18 protein-coding genes are annotated in these 15,332 nt (G+C 49.4%); 5 read left to right on the top strand and 13 right to left on the bottom strand.

The genetic code is table 11. From position 1 onward, the window contains the following. The 3 genes from proC to KKF06_08060 all read right to left on the bottom strand — a co-directional run. A partial coding sequence (gene proC / locus KKF06_08070; GenBank protein ID MBU1617708.1) for a pyrroline-5-carboxylate reductase occupies window positions 1–726 on the bottom strand: 726 nt, incomplete at its 3' end. Further along, window positions 723–1,163, bottom strand: a complete 441-nt coding sequence (locus KKF06_08065; GenBank protein MBU1617707.1) for a cell division protein SepF — start codon at window positions 1,161–1,163, stop codon at window positions 723–725. The genes proC and KKF06_08065, both read right to left, overlap by 4 nt. A 3-nt stretch (window positions 1,164–1,166) precedes the next feature. Then, complete coding sequence (locus KKF06_08060) at window positions 1,167–1,886, bottom strand: YggS family pyridoxal phosphate-dependent enzyme (protein ID MBU1617706.1); 720 nt, start codon at window positions 1,884–1,886, stop codon at window positions 1,167–1,169. A 115-nt stretch (window positions 1,887–2,001) separates the two neighbouring features. Between KKF06_08060 and KKF06_08055 the strand changes: the two genes are divergently transcribed. From KKF06_08055 to tsf, 4 genes are all read left to right on the top strand, one after another. Beyond that, entirely contained in the window at window positions 2,002–2,328 is a 327-nt protein-coding gene (locus tag KKF06_08055) for a T9SS type A sorting domain-containing protein (protein ID MBU1617705.1), read from the top strand. Between the two features lie 82 nt (window positions 2,329–2,410). Beyond that, window positions 2,411–3,379, top strand: coding sequence for a hypothetical protein (locus KKF06_08050; protein ID MBU1617704.1), 969 nt, complete (start codon window positions 2,411–2,413; stop codon window positions 3,377–3,379). A gap of 68 nt (window positions 3,380–3,447) precedes the next feature. Continuing rightward, complete coding sequence (gene rpsB, locus KKF06_08045) at window positions 3,448–4,290, top strand: 30S ribosomal protein S2 (GenBank protein MBU1617703.1); 843 nt, start codon at window positions 3,448–3,450, stop codon at window positions 4,288–4,290. A 12-nt stretch (window positions 4,291–4,302) separates the two neighbouring features. Further along, window positions 4,303–4,902, top strand: a complete 600-nt coding sequence (tsf, locus tag KKF06_08040) for a translation elongation factor Ts (protein ID MBU1617702.1) — start codon at window positions 4,303–4,305, stop codon at window positions 4,900–4,902. On the opposite strand, the gene KKF06_08035 is transcribed toward tsf, so the two are convergent. The 10 genes from KKF06_08035 to metG form a co-directional block, all read right to left on the bottom strand. After that, window positions 4,899–5,612 carry an ATP-binding cassette domain-containing protein gene (locus KKF06_08035; GenBank protein ID MBU1617701.1) on the bottom strand — a complete coding sequence of 238 codons (714 nt, stop codon included), beginning with the start codon at window positions 5,610–5,612 and terminating at the stop codon, window positions 4,899–4,901. The two genes, tsf and KKF06_08035, sit on opposite strands and share 4 nt — an antisense overlap. Before the next feature lie 81 nt (window positions 5,613–5,693). Next, window positions 5,694–6,485, bottom strand: coding sequence for an ABC transporter ATP-binding protein (locus KKF06_08030; protein ID MBU1617700.1), 792 nt, complete (start codon window positions 6,483–6,485; stop codon window positions 5,694–5,696). Then, on the bottom strand, window positions 6,469–7,263 hold the full coding sequence (locus tag KKF06_08025) for an ABC transporter permease (protein ID MBU1617699.1): 795 nt from the start codon (window positions 7,261–7,263) through the stop codon (window positions 6,469–6,471). The genes KKF06_08030 and KKF06_08025 overlap by 17 nt, the downstream gene beginning before the upstream one ends. Continuing rightward, entirely contained in the window at window positions 7,250–8,161 is a 912-nt protein-coding gene (locus tag KKF06_08020; GenBank protein MBU1617698.1) for an ABC transporter permease, read from the bottom strand. Before KKF06_08020 ends, KKF06_08025 begins: the two co-directional genes overlap by 14 nt. Before the next feature lie 50 nt (window positions 8,162–8,211). Then, the gene (locus KKF06_08015; protein MBU1617697.1) at window positions 8,212–8,529 is read right to left on the bottom strand and encodes a hypothetical protein; all 318 of its coding nucleotides are present in this window, start codon (window positions 8,527–8,529) and stop codon (window positions 8,212–8,214) included. A 2-nt stretch (window positions 8,530–8,531) separates the two neighbouring features. After that, window positions 8,532–9,647 (bottom strand): hypothetical protein, encoded by a 1,116-nt coding sequence (locus KKF06_08010; protein MBU1617696.1) that lies wholly within the window; start codon window positions 9,645–9,647, stop codon window positions 8,532–8,534. 64 nt (window positions 9,648–9,711) lie between these two features. Then, entirely contained in the window at window positions 9,712–10,119 is a 408-nt protein-coding gene (locus tag KKF06_08005; GenBank protein ID MBU1617695.1) for a prepilin-type N-terminal cleavage/methylation domain-containing protein, read from the bottom strand. A gap of 45 nt (window positions 10,120–10,164) precedes the next feature. Continuing rightward, on the bottom strand, window positions 10,165–11,172 hold the full coding sequence (locus KKF06_08000; GenBank protein MBU1617694.1) for a type II secretion system F family protein: 1,008 nt from the start codon (window positions 11,170–11,172) through the stop codon (window positions 10,165–10,167). Window positions 11,173–11,174: 2 nt separating this feature from the next. Further along, the gene (locus tag KKF06_07995; GenBank protein ID MBU1617693.1) at window positions 11,175–11,720 is read right to left on the bottom strand and encodes an ORF6N domain-containing protein; all 546 of its coding nucleotides are present in this window, start codon (window positions 11,718–11,720) and stop codon (window positions 11,175–11,177) included. A 138-nt stretch (window positions 11,721–11,858) separates the two neighbouring features. After that, the gene (gene metG, locus KKF06_07990; protein MBU1617692.1) at window positions 11,859–13,322 is read right to left on the bottom strand and encodes a methionine--tRNA ligase; all 1,464 of its coding nucleotides are present in this window, start codon (window positions 13,320–13,322) and stop codon (window positions 11,859–11,861) included. 94 nt (window positions 13,323–13,416) lie between these two features. Between metG and KKF06_07985 the strand changes: the two genes are divergently transcribed. Beyond that, on the top strand, window positions 13,417–15,332 hold a 1,916-nt coding region (locus tag KKF06_07985; protein ID MBU1617691.1), incomplete at its 3' end, for a hypothetical protein.

Here is a 15,332-nt window from a genome sequence, read left to right as displayed (position 1 = left end):
GGCAAAAGCTTCAGGAACCTTTCGGCCCTTCAGGACCGCTAATCCTTCCATTGTTGTCCCGCCGGGAGATGTCACCATTTCCCGCAGTTTTCCCGGCTCGACCCCGCTTATTATCGCGGTTTTTGCCGCGCCGTAAACCGTTTGCAGGGTCAGTTTTTTAGCCAGCTCTCTGGGAAGGCCGTTCTTCCTGCCCCCCTCGATCAGGGCTTCGATCACTGCGTAAATATAAGCCGGACCCGAACCGGAAAGTCCGGTGATCGCGTCAAACCATTTTTCAGGCACAACCACAGTTTCACCAACCAGTTTGAAGATCTTTTCCACTTGCTTAAACTGGCCCGGGGTCACCCCGTTTCCTTTGACCAGGGCAGATATTCCCGCTCCGACCAGGCAAGGATTGTTTGGCATCACCCTGACCACCGGCGAACCGGGAATATTTTTTTGCAAACTTGATAGCGGAATACCGGCCGCAATCGAAACGACCAGTTTCTTGCCCAGGCCTTTCAAATCGGCAATGACCCCTGCTATTTGCTGCGGCTTGACCGCCAGCACGACCACTTCCGCTTCGTCATATGCTTCTTTATTGCCGGCGGCAATTTTAACAGAGTATTTTTTGCTCAATAACTTCAGGCGGGCCCGATCAATGTCGGAAATTATGACCTGACGCGACGGCAAACGGCTGATCAGCGCTTCCGCCATTTTCCCGGAACCGATAAAGGCTATCTTCATCTTGAAAAGAACGAGTCTCTTTTTCCTTCCTGGATCTCTTCACCGATGTTCCCGCGGTCTTCGCTGGAATTTATTCTAATGGCGCTGGGAGTGAACAAAAAGATCGAATCGCCGATCTTCATCATATGGCCGTCAATAGCGTAGGCGGTCCCGCAAACAAAGTCGATCAGCCTGGTCCCCTCCGACGGATCAAGATGCTTCAGGCTGACGATCACCGGATTGCCTGATCGTAGGCCGGCAGCAATATTCAACGAGTCCTCATAGATCTTGGGCTCAAAGAAACCGATCTCGTATTCTCCATCCATTTTTGGGGCTTCCTTTTTAACCCGGATAAAATGGTCTAATTTCACCTGTTGAGTGTTCTCGCTGATCTCGTCGAAATCTTCCCCTTCCAGACCGATAAACCGTTTTGCCCGCATTAAAATATTGTCTGTCATCTTTTATCCTCCCTTGGCAAATATTGCCCGGCCAACCCTGACCAGATTGGCCCCTTCCTCGATCGCGATCTCATAGTCGCTTGACATTCCCATAGAGAGATAACGCATCTCAACCGACGGCATATCAAGACCCTGAACTTTTTCGAACAGTTTTTTTAGGGACCGGAAACTGTTTCTGAACAGCTCTTTCTCTTCGGTCAACGGCCCCATGGTCATTAACCCCATGACCGCCACCCGATACCTGGCAGCTGCCCCGATCAACTCTAAAGCCTGCGAATAAGCGACTCCAAATTTCGATGATTCTCCGGAAGTATTGACTTCGATCATGACGGGGACCGGGGTACTGGCCCACCGGCTGCATAGCGGCGCCCGCGAGTCGATTTCTTTGAGCAGACGCTCGCTGTCAACCGACTGAATTATATCAAACATGTCAAGGGATTGTCTAACTTTATTCCTCTGCAAATGACCGATCAAATGCCATTTGATCAGCGGATATTTCCCGGCTAGTTCCTGATAATGAACGGCCGCTTCCTGGACCCGATTCTCCCCGATCTCGGTTATCCCGCAATCCAGGGCTTCTTCTATTTGCTCAAGCGCGACATTTTTAACTACCGTGACCAGGGTTATCGCATCGGCTGAACGACCGCTCTTTTGGGCCGCGGCTGCGATCCGTCCGCTAACAAATTCAATGTTTTCCTTGATCGACACGCTAAAATAGATTATAGCATAATGGTTTATTATTAGGTAAGATATGCATTGTTAACTCCCCTCCCCCAAAAGGAGAGGGGGACCGGACCGCGTTACCAAGACGGTGGGTGAGGGGGAAGGAAAAACCAACATGAATAAATACACGTGGCTATTCGTATTTTTACTGACCGTGACCATAATAAATTATCCAAACCCGTTCAATGCCAAAGCGGGCCAAACCACTACTTTTGAATGCACAACCGATACCGCATTCAATAGCACCCTGTACATTTATGATATGACCGCGCGCCTTCTGTTCAAGCGAGACCTACCAATGAATGCCGGGGCCAACCATTTTGGCTGGAATGGTTATACCGAACAAAATGAACTGGTCAACAGCGGGGTCTACCTTTATTTCCTGACCGATAAGAACCACAGCCGGGTCGGCAAGGGAAAAGTGTGGGTCATCAATCGCTAAAAAAATGACAAATGACCAATTAAAAATGACAAATGAAAGTAAATTTAAAACTATAATAAAAAATGCGAAGCGCTACCTCCATTTGACATTTGTTATTGGACATTGGACATTTTTTATCCTCTCCCCCGCTCACGCCCTCCCCACCTTTGATCCTTTAGCGGTCGGGACCGGGGCGCAAGCGCTGGGCATGGGAAACGCGTTTGTAGCTCGAAATGACGCCGGCGATTCTCTCTTTAACAACCCGGCCTCTTTAGGCGAAGTCAGCGGCTTCCGCTTCTCCAGCATGTCAGGTTCAATGATGGAGGATATCAATTTTCTTTTGATCGGCGGCGCCCTGCCGGTCGGCAGCCAGACGGCGCTCGGCGCCGGCTATTGCGGAGCTTTTATTTCCGACATTGTCCTGCGAGACGCCCGGGGGATCGCCGGAAAAAGCGCCCAATACGGCAAAAGCGCCGCGTTTGTCTCGCTTGGCCGGAAGATCGACGAAACCTTTTCGGTCGGCGGCGCTTTAAAATATTACCGGATCGAGGCGACAGAGAACCGGGATTCCAACGGGAGCGGGTTAAACCTTGACCTGGGGGTGACCCAAAAAAGCCTGGAATGGTTAAGTTTTGGGATCGTCGCCCAAAATGTCCTCGGCTTGAGCCCGATCAACCACCAAAACGGGGCAAAGGAGTACCTAACTCCAACGATCAAAGGAGGGACCCGGATCCACCTGCTTGGCAGCAGTTATTCGGCCGCTTTTGTTTCCAACCTCGATCTGATCATGACAATCGACACCAACATTAGCTTCCAGCCCTCCATCCCCCAATCTACCAATCTGGGGATCGAGTTTTCTCCAACCCGGGTGATCAGCTTGCGGGCCGGCCTTGACCATTCCACTCTGACTTCCGGCCTGAGTTTTAATTGGGCCGGGCTCAATTTCAACTACGCTTATCACCCCAACGTCAACGACACCTCAACCCAGGCTCATTATTTTTCCATTGCCTATAATGAGCTTGGCTGGCCACGCCAACCAGCCCCCGAAACATTCATCGCGCTTGCCAATTAATTATTATTGTGCTAAAATATATCCTTTGTTGACCGTAAAAAAGCAAAGATCTTAGAAGGAGGAGCTTAATGTCTGTTGTTACTATGAAAGAATTGCTCGAAGCCGGCGTGCATTTTGGCCATCAGAGCAAACGTTGGAACCCCAAAATGCAAAGATATATCTATTCGGCCAGGAATGGTATTCATGTAATTGATCTCCACAAGACGATCCCTCTGATCGAGAAAACTTTTAGTTTTATCAAAGGACTGGTCAACACCGGTTCGATCCTCTTTGTCGGCACCAAAAAGCAGGCGCAAGAAGTGATCGAGGAAGAAGCCAAGCGCTGCAGCATGTTCTTTGTCAACCAGCGCTGGATGGGTGGGACGCTCACCAACTTCAAGACCTTGAAAAAGAACATCGCCCGCCTCAATGACATTGAAAAAATGAAAGAGGACGGGACCTTTGAAAAACTCCCCAAAAAAGAGGTCATTCTGCTGGAGCGCGAACACCGAAAACTGATCCGCGGCCTGGGTGGCATCCGCCAGATGACCAGCCTGCCAAGCGCGATCTTCGTCGTTGATACCATCAAAGAACAAACCGCGATCAAAGAAGCCAAGCGGCTGGGGATACCGGTTATTTCGGTAGTTGACACGAACAGCGACCCTGACGAGATCAATTATCCGATCCCGGGGAATGACGATGCAATTCGTTCGATCAAGCTCCTCACTAAATTGATCGCTGACGCGGTCCTGGCCGGCCGGGAAACATCCGTTCCCACGGTAGAAGGGGAATTAGCGCCCGACGCGATCGCCCTTCCGTTGGAAGTTGAAGAAGAAGCGATGCTCTCCCAGGAGGTCCAGCTGGAAGACAAAGCGCTAACCAGCATTATCCTTCCTAAGGAAGAAGAGGAAGAGAAGCGGATCGGGTTCTAGAAAGGGGACTATATGGCAATCACCGTTGAAATGATCACCCAATTACGAGAAAAAACCGGTTGCGGCATGATGGACTGCAAAGCCGCGCTCAATGAAACCGCCGGGGATTTTGACAAAGCGATCGAGATCCTCCGCAAAAAAGGGATGGCCGCCGCAACCAAACGGGCCGGACGTTCTGCTTCCCAGGGACTGGTCGACTCCTATATTCATATCGGCGGCAAGATCGGGGTCCTGGTCGAAGTAAACTGTGAAACTGATTTCGTCGCTAAAGGGATCGACTTTCAAGCGTTTGTAAAAGATATTTGCATGCAGATCGCCGCATCCAACCCGCAATATATTAACCGGGAAGACGTTCCAGCCGAAGTCATTGAGCGGGAAAAAGAAGTTTTATCAGCTCAGACCAAGGAAGAGGGAAAACCGGCCGCCGCCATCCCCAAGATCGTTGAAGGGCGCCTGCAAAAGTTCTATTCTGAGGTTTGCCTGATGGAACAGCCGTTTGTTAAGGATCCAAAAGTCACGGTCAAAGACCTTTTGGCCAATTTATTGGCTAAGATCGGCGAAAAGATCGTTGTCAGGCGTTTCGTCCGCTATCAGCTAGGGGAAAACTCTTAAAGAGTCGCCGCCAGCAGTTTCTTGGTGTACGTTTCGCGCGGGTGAATTAAAACTTCATCTTTTTGGCCAAGCTCAATTATTCGCCCCTCTTTCATCACAGCTACCCGGTCGCTCAAATAACTGATGACCGACAGATCATGTGCGATAAAAAGATAGGTCAGTTCCAGCCTGGTTTTTAGATCCCTTAATAATTTCAAGATCTCAACCTGGACAAAAAGATCGAGAGCCGAGACCGGTTCGTCAAGGATCAGAAATTTTGCTTCACCGGCCAGGGCACGCGCGATCCCGACCCGCTGGCGCTCGCCGCCGGAAAGTTCATTAGGAAAACGCCCGGCATAGCTTGCCGGCAACCTGACCAGCTCCAACAGGTCGCCCACCCGCCCAGCAATTTTATTTTTGGGCAATAAGCTGTGGATCAAGATCGGCTCACCGATCGCCTCCCCTACCCTGATCCGTGGATTAAGGGAGTTTTGCGGATCCTGGAAAACTATCTGGCATTCCCGACGCATCTCCTTGATCCCCTGATATTCGATCCGGCCGCTGTCCGGTTCGATCAGCTTCAGGATCAACCTGGAAAGGGTTGATTTGCCAGATCCTGACTCACCAACCAACCCCAGGGTCTCTCCTTGCCTGATTGTTAACGACAGATCGTTAACCGCGGTTATATTGTTGAACTTTTTAGTTAAATTAGTTATTTCGATCAGCTTCATTTTACTCAACACCATCCCTCACCCACATTTCCTAATCTACAAGCTTTCATTATCGGCCCTCTCCCAAAGGGCGAGGGCAAGTCATACCCCTCTCCCTCTGGGAGAGGGGCCAGGGGTGAGGGTTTTCAAACACTCCACCAGCTTTTTTGTATATTCATTTTTTGGCTGAGAAAAAACCGCTTCCGTCCCGCCAGCTTCAACGATCCTCCCTTTATACATCACCATAACCCGGTCGCAAATCTTCCTGATAATGCCAAAATTATGTGTAATGTAAATTATTGACAAATTATATTTTCTCCTAATCTCTTTCAAGAGCGATAATATTTCCGCTTGGATCGTCACATCAAGGGCGGTGGTCGGTTCGTCGGCGATCAGGATCTCCGGCCGACAGGCGAGGGCCATGGCGATAACGACCCGCTGCCGCATACCGCCGGAAAACTGGTGCGGGTAATCGTTGATCCGGTTCGGGTCGATCTTGACCGCTACCAGCGCGTCTTTGATCTTTTGCTCAATATCCACCCCGGCCTGATGGATCTTGAGCGCCTCCCTGATCTGCTCGCCGATCGTAAAGACCGGATCAAGGGCGGTGAATGGGTCCTGAAAGATCATCGCGATCTTCCCGCCGCGCAACCGGCGCAGTTCTCCTTCGGAAGCCATCAGGATGTTTTTCCCTTCCAGCCAGATCTCTCCGCCAACTATTTTCCCGGGGGGAGCGATCAGCCGAAGAAGAGCGCACCCCAGGGTCGATTTACCTGATCCCGATTCCCCCAGGATCCCCAGGACCTCTCCTTTTTGCAGCTCAAAGCTGACTTGTTCGACCGCTTTAGCGCCGGTTTCTCTATAAGTGACGTTTAGTTCATTGACCCGCAGCATCTCTGATCCTTTCTCCGATAAAATAAAGTGATAAAACCGTGATCATGATCAATAACCCGGGAATAACCGCCATCCAGGGGGCTTCACGAAGGTAAGCTTGCGAATCCATTAGCATATTTCCCCAGGAAGCGAGCGGCGGCTGGACCCCCATGCCAAGAAATGAAAGGGCTGACTCGGTTAATATTGCCCCGGCCATCCCTAAGGTCGCGGCAACAATGATCGGCCCCCGCGCGTTGGGAAGCATATGGTGAAATATTATCCGGATGTCGCTGCAGCCGATCGCCCTGGCCGCTTCAACATACTGCAACTGGCGGATCTTCAGGAATTCCCCTCTGACCAGGCGCGCGACCCCCATCCAAGAAGTCAGGCCGATCACGACCATGACATTGTAAATGTTAGGGGTCAGCATCGATTGGATCGCCAGGATCAGAAATATTGAAGGAAAAGCGAACATGATATCGACAAATCTCATGATCAGGCTATCAATATTGCCGCCATAATATCCGGAAACCGCCCCCATGATCGTTCCCAGGGTCAGGGCGATCAACACCGCGACCGCACCGACCGTCAGGGAGATCCGGGCGCCATAAAGCGACCTGCTTAAAACATCCCTCCCCAGATCATCGGTCCCGAATAAGTGCTGCGGAGACGGGGCGCTCACCCCGGCAGAAGAGATCTCATCGGGCGCATACGGCGCGATTACCGGAGCCAATACCGCCAGGACAAAGAAAATACCTGTAATTATCAGGCCAAACCAAGCCGCTTTATTTTTTTTCATATTTGATCCTCGGGTCAACGATCGCGTAGGCGATATCCGCCAGGAGATTACCGACAATGATCAATAATGCCGAGAGCATAACTATTCCCATGATCGTCGGATAGTTGCGCTGAAAGATCGCCTGGACCCCCAACCGCCCCATCCCAGGCCAGGCAAAGATCGTTTCAATTATAAAAGCACCGCCAAACAGATCAGGAAGCGACAGTCCCATGATCGTGATTGTCGGGAGCAAAGCATTGCGCAGAGCATGCTTAAATATTACTGCTCGTTCGGACAATCCCTTGGCTCTGGCAACCCTAATGTATTCCTGATTTAAGACCTCAAGCATCGCTCCCCGCTGATAGCGGGTTAGTCCTGCCAAACCTCCGATCGTCATGGTGATCAGCGGCAGTGCCAGGTTGCCGACCGCCGGAAGCCAATGCAATTGGACCGAAAAAAGAAGCATAAGCATCAGCCCGAGCCAAAAAGTCGGTATCGCCATTCCGGCAAAAGAGAGGAAAGTAAATAAATGGTCAAACCAAGAGTTTTTCCTGACCGCCGAGATAACGCCGATCGGAATGGTAATCGCCAAAGTCAGAAGGAATGACGGTATCATCAAAAGCAGTGTTGTCGGAAGCCGCTCTCCGATCTCAACGATCACTGGAAGCCCGGTTGTATAGCTCCGGCCAAAATCAAGGGAAATAGCGTTCTTCAGCCAGATAAAATATTGAATATAAATTGGCTGATCAAGCCCCCAGTTCGCCCTAACCCGAGCCAATTCAACCGGGTCAATATTGGGATCAATAAAAAGGGCGGTCGGATCACCGGGGGCCAAATGCATGACAAAGAAAGAAATGATGGAAATACCCAATAAAATTGGAATAAGCTGCAATAGACGGTTAAAGATGTATTTGCGCATCTAGGAGTAATTGTAAACTAGTGCGAATAATTGCGCAAATTAACTATCTTCTATTTCTTGATAAATATTTTTTCGAGGTGAACAAATAAACCGGCCGGACCAGGCTTGGATAACCCGCCTACCCGGTCACGAATGCCAACCAATGTTTTAGGGTACCAGAGAAAAATATAGGGTTGATCAGCGGCGATCGCCTGCCAGATTTCGGCATAGATCTTTTTTCGCTTATTTTTGTCGGTCGTCGTTCTACCCCGGCTCAACAACTCGTCAACTTTCTTATTGTTATATTTTATGAAATTAAAGCCAGCCGGATATTGGCTGGAGTGCCAGATCGAATAAGCGTCAGGATCAAGTCCCAGGGACCACCCCATGATCACCGCCTCAAATCCCTTAGGATCTTAGGGGCGTTGACGATCTTAAGCAAGGCGGACCATTCCATCACCCTGATTTTTATGTTAACGCCGACCTTCTTGTATTGCTGTTGTAAAATTACCGCCGCTTTTTCCCTCTCTTTGTTCCCCTGGTTGACTAAAATGGTAAATTCAAGATTTTTAACCCCGGCCTTTTTAAGCAATTCTTTTGCTTTTTCAGGGTTGTACTCAAATTTCGGCACATCGCTGTTATAAGCCCAGGAAATTGGGGCGGATGGAGCATAAGCGGGGGAAGCTAATCCTTTAAAGATCAGATCAACCAGCTGTTTTTTGTCAGTCGCGTAAGCGAGCGCTTGCCTGACCCGGTGATCAGAGAACTTAGGGTTGGCTAAATTAAACCCACAGTAAGTATAAAGCAAGGCATCATAATCATATACGTTGATCCCCGCTTTTTTCTGCATCCGCTCGTAATCTTTGGGAGGGATTCCCGCCTCATCAATCTCGTCCGCTTCCAGGGCGACCAATTGCGAGTTGTCATCCGGGATCACCTTATAGTTAATCCCGGCCAGCCTTGGTTTGCCCAGAAAATATCCATCGTTTCTGACCAATGTGACATGGTCCCCAGAGACCCATTCTTTAAAGATAAAAGGACCGGTACCGACCGGATGGCGGTTAAACGATGCATTATTCAAATCTTTGCCGGCCAGCAAATGCCCGGGAAGGATCCCCATCCCCATCCGAACTAAAAATGGAGCAAAAGGGACCGGCAATGTCGCCTGCACAGTATATTTATCAAGCGCCTTAAAGATGATCGGCTGGCCATTGATGATGTAATCGCTCCGGCGGACCGAATTTATCTTTGGATCCAATATGGCGTTAAAAGTAAACAAAACATCTTCAGAGGTAAACGGCTCTCCATCATGCCAGAGAACGTCCCTCCGCAGTTTAAAGGTCCAGACCGTCCCGTCTTTGGATGCTTGCCACGAAGCGGCCAGGTCAGGAACCACTTCCAATTTTTCATTAAAAGTGATCAACCCGTTAAAGATCGCTCCTTCAACCGCCGACGAAACATTATCTGTCGAAAGGATCGGGTTGAGGATCGAAACCTCGCCGTTCAAGCTAGAACGGAGGATCCCATCCGGATCATAATCCAGAGCTCGCGCCGCTGCTACCAACAATAAACTACAAATTAGTAAGCTCGAGAATTTTCGCAAGGCCGCTCCGTTTATAACCAGTCAAAGAGTATGTCCCGGTCGTTTCGTCATAACTGTAAATGATCTTGCCGGCCCGATCACCATCTTTATATTCCTTGCCGGTAAAGGGATTTTTCGGGACTGCCGCCATATAATCACCCGACATCAGGTAGTTTTCACATAACGACTTAACTGGGATATCTTTGCCCAGGGGATACAGATCGTTTTCCATGTGATAAGCCTCGACCGCCAGCTGGACCGAATGCATCACCCCTTTGACCGCCGCCTCTTTCCCTTTGTCCCTTGCTCCTAAAAGATTAGGGACCAGGAAGACCGAAAGCAGACCGATGATCCCAATAACGATCAAGATCTCGACTAATGTAAATCCTTTTTTCATTATTTTCACCTCCTGTATTATAGATTGAGCCGACCTAAACTGCAATCAGCTTAAAGCGGAAACCAGCTGGAGCAGCGGAAGAAAAAGGGCCAAGACGATAAAAGCAACCACCCCTCCAACGATCACAGTAATCGCCGGCTCAAGCAGTTTAGCCATTTGTTCCAATCTCGCCCCTCTTTCCTTCGCCTTGATCGACGCGATATCAATAAAAGCCTTTCCGAGTTGGCCGCTATTTTCGCCGATCGCAACCAGCGATACAGTTTCGCGCGGAAAAAACGAACTTCCTGTTAATGCTTCGCTAAGTTTTTCTCCGTTTTCAACCTTTTTTAACAAGAGCGATAGATCGGCCTTTTGCGTTTGATCAATTGCAGCGTCAGTGTTGATCAATATCGCTTCGGCCAGTGGGACACCTCCTTCAAGCAGCATCCCCAAGGCCAAACAATTTAAGAGTGCCAATTCATTGCGATAAAAATCACCGATCAACGGCAGCCGCACTAATTCCCCATAGATATTGGCTTTTTTCGATATTACTACGCTTAAAAACACAATCAGTGAAAGAACCATAGCCATCCAGAAATCAACAAAAAGCCGGCTGATCGTCATGACCGCAATGGTTAATGGAGGGAGTGTCCCTCCAAGGTCTCCTAATAACTCTCCCATTGAAGGAACAATAAAAACGAATAAAAACACCAACAAAAACAAGCTTATGATAACGATAAAAGCCGGATAAACCAACGCGCCAACCATTTTCTCTGATAAATCAGCCCGCTGGTTATAATAATTCCCTAGATAAACAAGCGCCACATCGAGCCGTCCGCTTCGGTCGCCTCCCCTAATAGCGCCACATGCAAGCGAGGGAAGGAGCTGGCAGGTCGCGGAATATAATGGCTCCCCTTCTTCAAGCCTGCCAATGGTTCCTTCGATTGACCTTTTTTCCTTCTTAAAACCAGGAGTCCCACTAATGACCTTAAGCGCGGAGACAAGCGGCAAGCCAGCGGCTAATAAACTGGCAAGTTGCTGGCAGAGTCTGGCGGTTTGGCGGGTAGAAAGCATGATTACGCTCGCAAAACGATCTGTTGAAGCAGATTGATCATTTCTCTTATGATACGTTTGACATTGCCAATCTCTTTTGCGTTCCCCTTCCCTATTTGAAAAAAATGCATGATAGCGCGCGAATGAGTGGATAATTTTCGCATAACATCAAACGAACTCCTCTCTACTTCCCATTTTTTTGCCATCAATTCTTCCATGGCGGAAAAAGCTCTCATTATTTGGATCGAACGATCAATTGCGACTGTTGATCTTAGGACTGCCGATACCATATTCGCTCCATTGCGCGTAAAAACAAAAGGCGCCTTCTTTTTTTGCGCGGAAAATCTTCCGGAAGTCGCAATTTGCGACTTCCAACCCTTCCATTCCGCCTGGGTTAATTGAATCATAAAGTCCGCAGGAAACCGCTGTCTGTTTCTTTTAACTTGTTCCATTAATCTTTTTGTTGATACTTGATATAACACCGCCAAATCACTATCTATAATAACTTTTTGCCCTTTTAATTCAATGATTTTCCCTTGGATTTCAGAAATGCTTAGTAATTTTGTCATTTATTATCTCCTATTTATCAATCTTAGGGGACATTTTTTAACCACAAGCTATCAAGCAATTTTATTACCAGAAGAAAAGGAGGAATTTATATAACCGTGGAATTAATTCCGCGGTTATTCCTGACTATTTTTCGTCAGTTATTTCTGCAGTCTGGGGAAGAGGACTTCGCTTTTGGCCACTTTGGCGCCACCAAGATTCAATTGGTTCTTGATCTTACCGGAAGTGATCGGCATAAAAGGTGACAAAAGTTCGGCAGTTGTCGATAAAACTTTAAATAGTGTCGCCATAACCTGGGCTAATTTTTCAATCTCCCCTTTTTTCGCCAGCCCCCAGGGCGCCTCTTTCTCAATAAAGACGTTCGCCCGGCTGATCAATTGCCAGATCGCCCCCAGCGCGTCGGAAAAAGCGAGCTCGTTCATCGCCTGATCAACCAGCCCCGGGGTTTTTTCGATCAACCTGGCCAATTCCTGGGTTAATTCGTCGGCGTTACCGGCCATAGCCGGCACCCCTCCCTCAAAATACTTCTCAATCATCGTTAGGGTGCGGCTGAGCAAGTTGCCGAGGTCATTGGCCAGGTCGGCATTGTAACGATTGACCAGCGAATCGTAGGAAAAATCACCGTCAGCGCCAAAAGCAACTTCCCGGAGAATAAAATAACGGACAACATCTACCCCGCATTTCTCCGCCAGGGCGATCGGATCGACGACGTTCCCTTTTGATTTGGACATTTTCGCCCCTTCCACCGTCCACCAGCCATGACCGAAGATCTTTCTAGGCAAGGGGAGCCCCAACGCCATTAACATGCACGGCCAGGTCACCGCGTGGAAGCGGACGATCTCCTTACCGACGATATGAACGTCGGCCGGCCACCACTTGTTGAATTGAGCGTCGTCCTGAAAACACCCGATCGCTGAAACATAGTTGATCAGGGCGTCAAACCAGACATATACGACATGTTTGGGATCGTCCGGCACGGTCACTCCCCACGGAAAAGCGGTCCGGGTAACAGAGAGATCCCGCAATCCTTGCTTGATAAATTGAAGGACCTCGTTTCGGCGGGGGGCGGGAGCGATAAATTCCGGATGCTCTTCAATATATTTAATGAGCGGCGCCTGGTATTTTGATAATTTAAAAAAGTAGCTCTCTTCTTTGAGCAGGTCGGTCTGCCGACCGCAGTCTGGGCAGAGGCCTCCTTCCGGCCAATAAGTCTCGCAAGTCACGCAGTACCATCCCTGATACTCCCCTTTATAAATATCCCCTTGAGCTAACAATTTGTGAAAGAATGCCTGGACCGTTTTTTCGTGTCTTTCATCAGTAGTTCGGATGAAATCATCATTGGTAATATTTAAAACTTCCCAGGCCTTTTTCCAGCGGGGAACGATCCCGTCAACAAACTCCTTGGCCCCAACTCCCTGGCTCTCAGCAACTTTCCAGACCTTCTGGCCATGCTCATCGGTCCCGGTTAAAAAGTGGGTTTCGATCCCCTTCCCGCGCTTGTAGCGGGCCAACACATCAGCCGCGATCGTCGTGTAGGCGTGCCCGATATGAGGAACATCGTTAACGTAATAAATTGGGGTTGTCAGGTAGAATTTTTCCGCCATTTATTAATTATAGCAAAGTACCGGAAAAAGTGAAATTTTTCTTGATTGTTCACGATAAACAATCGACAGACATTTTATATTTCAGGAGTGTGTTATGGCAGAGTCAATCCAATGTATTAATCAGTTCAATCAAATGTTGCAAAGAGTGGATCAGGAGATTGATCCGGCAAGCTTCCTAAAAGATAACTTTCTGGAACTCCTCAAAGAAAGGGTCATCATCGATACTGAAGGGAATGAGATCAACGGCCGCTTAACCGAATTGTTGGGCCGAGCCACGGAAGACGCCAGAGAAAACCAGCGGACCGACCTGCTGGAACCATTGGCCCGGGCAATTGTCAGAAACGCGCTTCGCAGATTAAGATACTCCTGCGACCAAACCCTGGGCGGCTTGCCGACCGGCCCCGCCTATGAACGGTCAATGCCGGATGCGGTCACGCCCGCCCAATTCGGTCATGAAAAAGTCGGTTACCCCATGTCAGATTATCCACGTTTGAGTTTTTTGCCGGTCGGCGGACTGGGGGCCCCGCTCTGTGAAATAGATTATTCAACCTGTTATCTTCGGGAAGGCTTTATGGTCCAGGACGCTCCGATCAGACAGATGAATGTGACCATAACTTCTCCCAGCGCCCCTCCTGTCCGCGCAAATCTGAACAGCGCTGAAGGGACCTATAGCGCCCTCTATCCATTGTCGGAAAGGACCTATGATCTCCCAATCCCCTTTTCAGTCACCCAGTACTCTCCAGTTATTCCCGGTGACTATCGTTCTTCCAGCTTGCCGGTAGAAATAATCGAAGTGAACGCCGAAAATCCAACCGACAAACCGGTCACCATTACTTTCACCTTGAGCCAGGAAAATATTCTTGGCTGGTATCCTAAAAAAGGAAAGGACGATCCGAATAATCCTCATGGGAACCTGGTGTGGAACAGACAAAACGAAGGAAACTATGCTGAATCTTTTGAACATGATAATGTCACTGGCCTCCTCTTCCAAAGAGCAGGAGATAATAGGCAACAGGTCAGGGTTGAAGCAGGCTTTGCTGGAGAAATCGCGATCGCTTCTCCATCGTCAGAAAGAGCTATTGTCAGCGCTAACACCCAAAACAATTCATTAACCATTACCCTCACCCTCCAACCCGGAGAGAGGGTTTCTCACCCGATCACCGTCGCTTACGATCTCCCATTTTATAATTTTCAATATGATCCGACCAACCCCGCCAGCCCCGGGGCGCGGATGCCAAAATTCTACACCCGGTTCTACGACGAAACCGGCCAAAACGCCCGCCGGATGGCGCTCGACGCGCTACGCGACCGGACGCAGTGGCGCCAGGAGATCGCTCGTTTCCAGAATACGATTACCGACGACCCCACACTCCCTGACTTTTTCAAACAAGCCCTTCTCAACGAGCTTTATGTCCTGCCCGAAACCGGCATCTGGGAAGCGACCGAAGGACGTTTTGCCTACCTGGAAAGCATCGATTATAAAATGTACAACACTTCCGACGTTAATTCTTACACCTGGGCGCTGTTAGCCCTCTTTCCGGAACTTGAAAGGAACGACCTACTGGAATTGGCGCGCCTAACTCCGCTTTTGGACTCTACACATCGCTGGTTCGGGACTGATCGCTATGCAAACATCCCCCCACCGGAGTGGAAACATCTCTACTGGGCGCCGGTCAAGGATGCCGGGGCGGTCTGCCATGACCTAGGAGGGCTCTTGGGTGAAGGGATATTCCCTTTTAGAAATACCTGCAATGAATTTAATTGGTCTAACGCTAACATGTGGATCGATCTGGCGCCGAAGTTTGCGTTAAGGGCGCAAAGATACCTTTCATTTATGGCCCAACAAGGAGGAGTTTCCGGAACAAGAACGGAAGAAATGGACTTTTTAGCGGCAGCTTATCCCGCCGTCAAACTCGCGCTGGACACGCTGGAAAGACGCTGGGGGGAGCGCGCCACACATCTTCCAGTTTCCAAAGGGATCCCGGACTGGACCTATGACACAATCTCTGG

The sequence above is a fragment of the Candidatus Margulisiibacteriota bacterium genome, from assembly GCA_018822365.1.
Taxonomy (GTDB): Bacteria; Margulisbacteria; WOR-1; order O2-12-FULL-45-9; family XYB2-FULL-48-7; genus XYB2-FULL-45-9.
This window is presented reverse-complemented; position numbering and strand designations above follow the sequence as displayed.

Bases quoted from the DNA above. Each gene is read 5' to 3' on its own strand.
- KKF06_08020 (MBU1617698.1), bottom strand. From the start codon at position 8,161: ATGCGCAAATACATCTTTAACCGTCTATTGCAGCTTATTCCAATTTTA.
- metG (MBU1617692.1), bottom strand. From the start codon at position 13,322: ATGGCGGAAAAATTCTACCTGACAACCCCAATTTATTACGTTAACGAT.
- KKF06_07995 (MBU1617693.1), bottom strand. From the start codon at position 11,720: ATGACAAAATTACTAAGCATTTCTGAAATCCAAGGGAAAATCATTGAA.
- KKF06_08035 (MBU1617701.1), bottom strand. From the start codon at position 5,612: ATGAAGCTGATCGAAATAACTAATTTAACTAAAAAGTTCAACAATATA.
- tsf (MBU1617702.1), top strand. From the start codon at position 4,303: ATGGCAATCACCGTTGAAATGATCACCCAATTACGAGAAAAAACCGGT.
- KKF06_08055 (MBU1617705.1), top strand. From the start codon at position 2,002: ATGAATAAATACACGTGGCTATTCGTATTTTTACTGACCGTGACCATA.
- KKF06_08030 (MBU1617700.1), bottom strand. From the start codon at position 6,485: ATGCTGCGGGTCAATGAACTAAACGTCACTTATAGAGAAACCGGCGCT.
- KKF06_08065 (MBU1617707.1), bottom strand. From the start codon at position 1,163: ATGACAGACAATATTTTAATGCGGGCAAAACGGTTTATCGGTCTGGAA.
- KKF06_08015 (MBU1617697.1), bottom strand. From the start codon at position 8,529: ATGGGGTGGTCCCTGGGACTTGATCCTGACGCTTATTCGATCTGGCAC.
- KKF06_08005 (MBU1617695.1), bottom strand. From the start codon at position 10,119: ATGAAAAAAGGATTTACATTAGTCGAGATCTTGATCGTTATTGGGATC.
- KKF06_08025 (MBU1617699.1), bottom strand. From the start codon at position 7,263: ATGAAAAAAAATAAAGCGGCTTGGTTTGGCCTGATAATTACAGGTATT.
- KKF06_08000 (MBU1617694.1), bottom strand. From the start codon at position 11,172: ATGCTTTCTACCCGCCAAACCGCCAGACTCTGCCAGCAACTTGCCAGT.
- rpsB (MBU1617703.1), top strand. From the start codon at position 3,448: ATGTCTGTTGTTACTATGAAAGAATTGCTCGAAGCCGGCGTGCATTTT.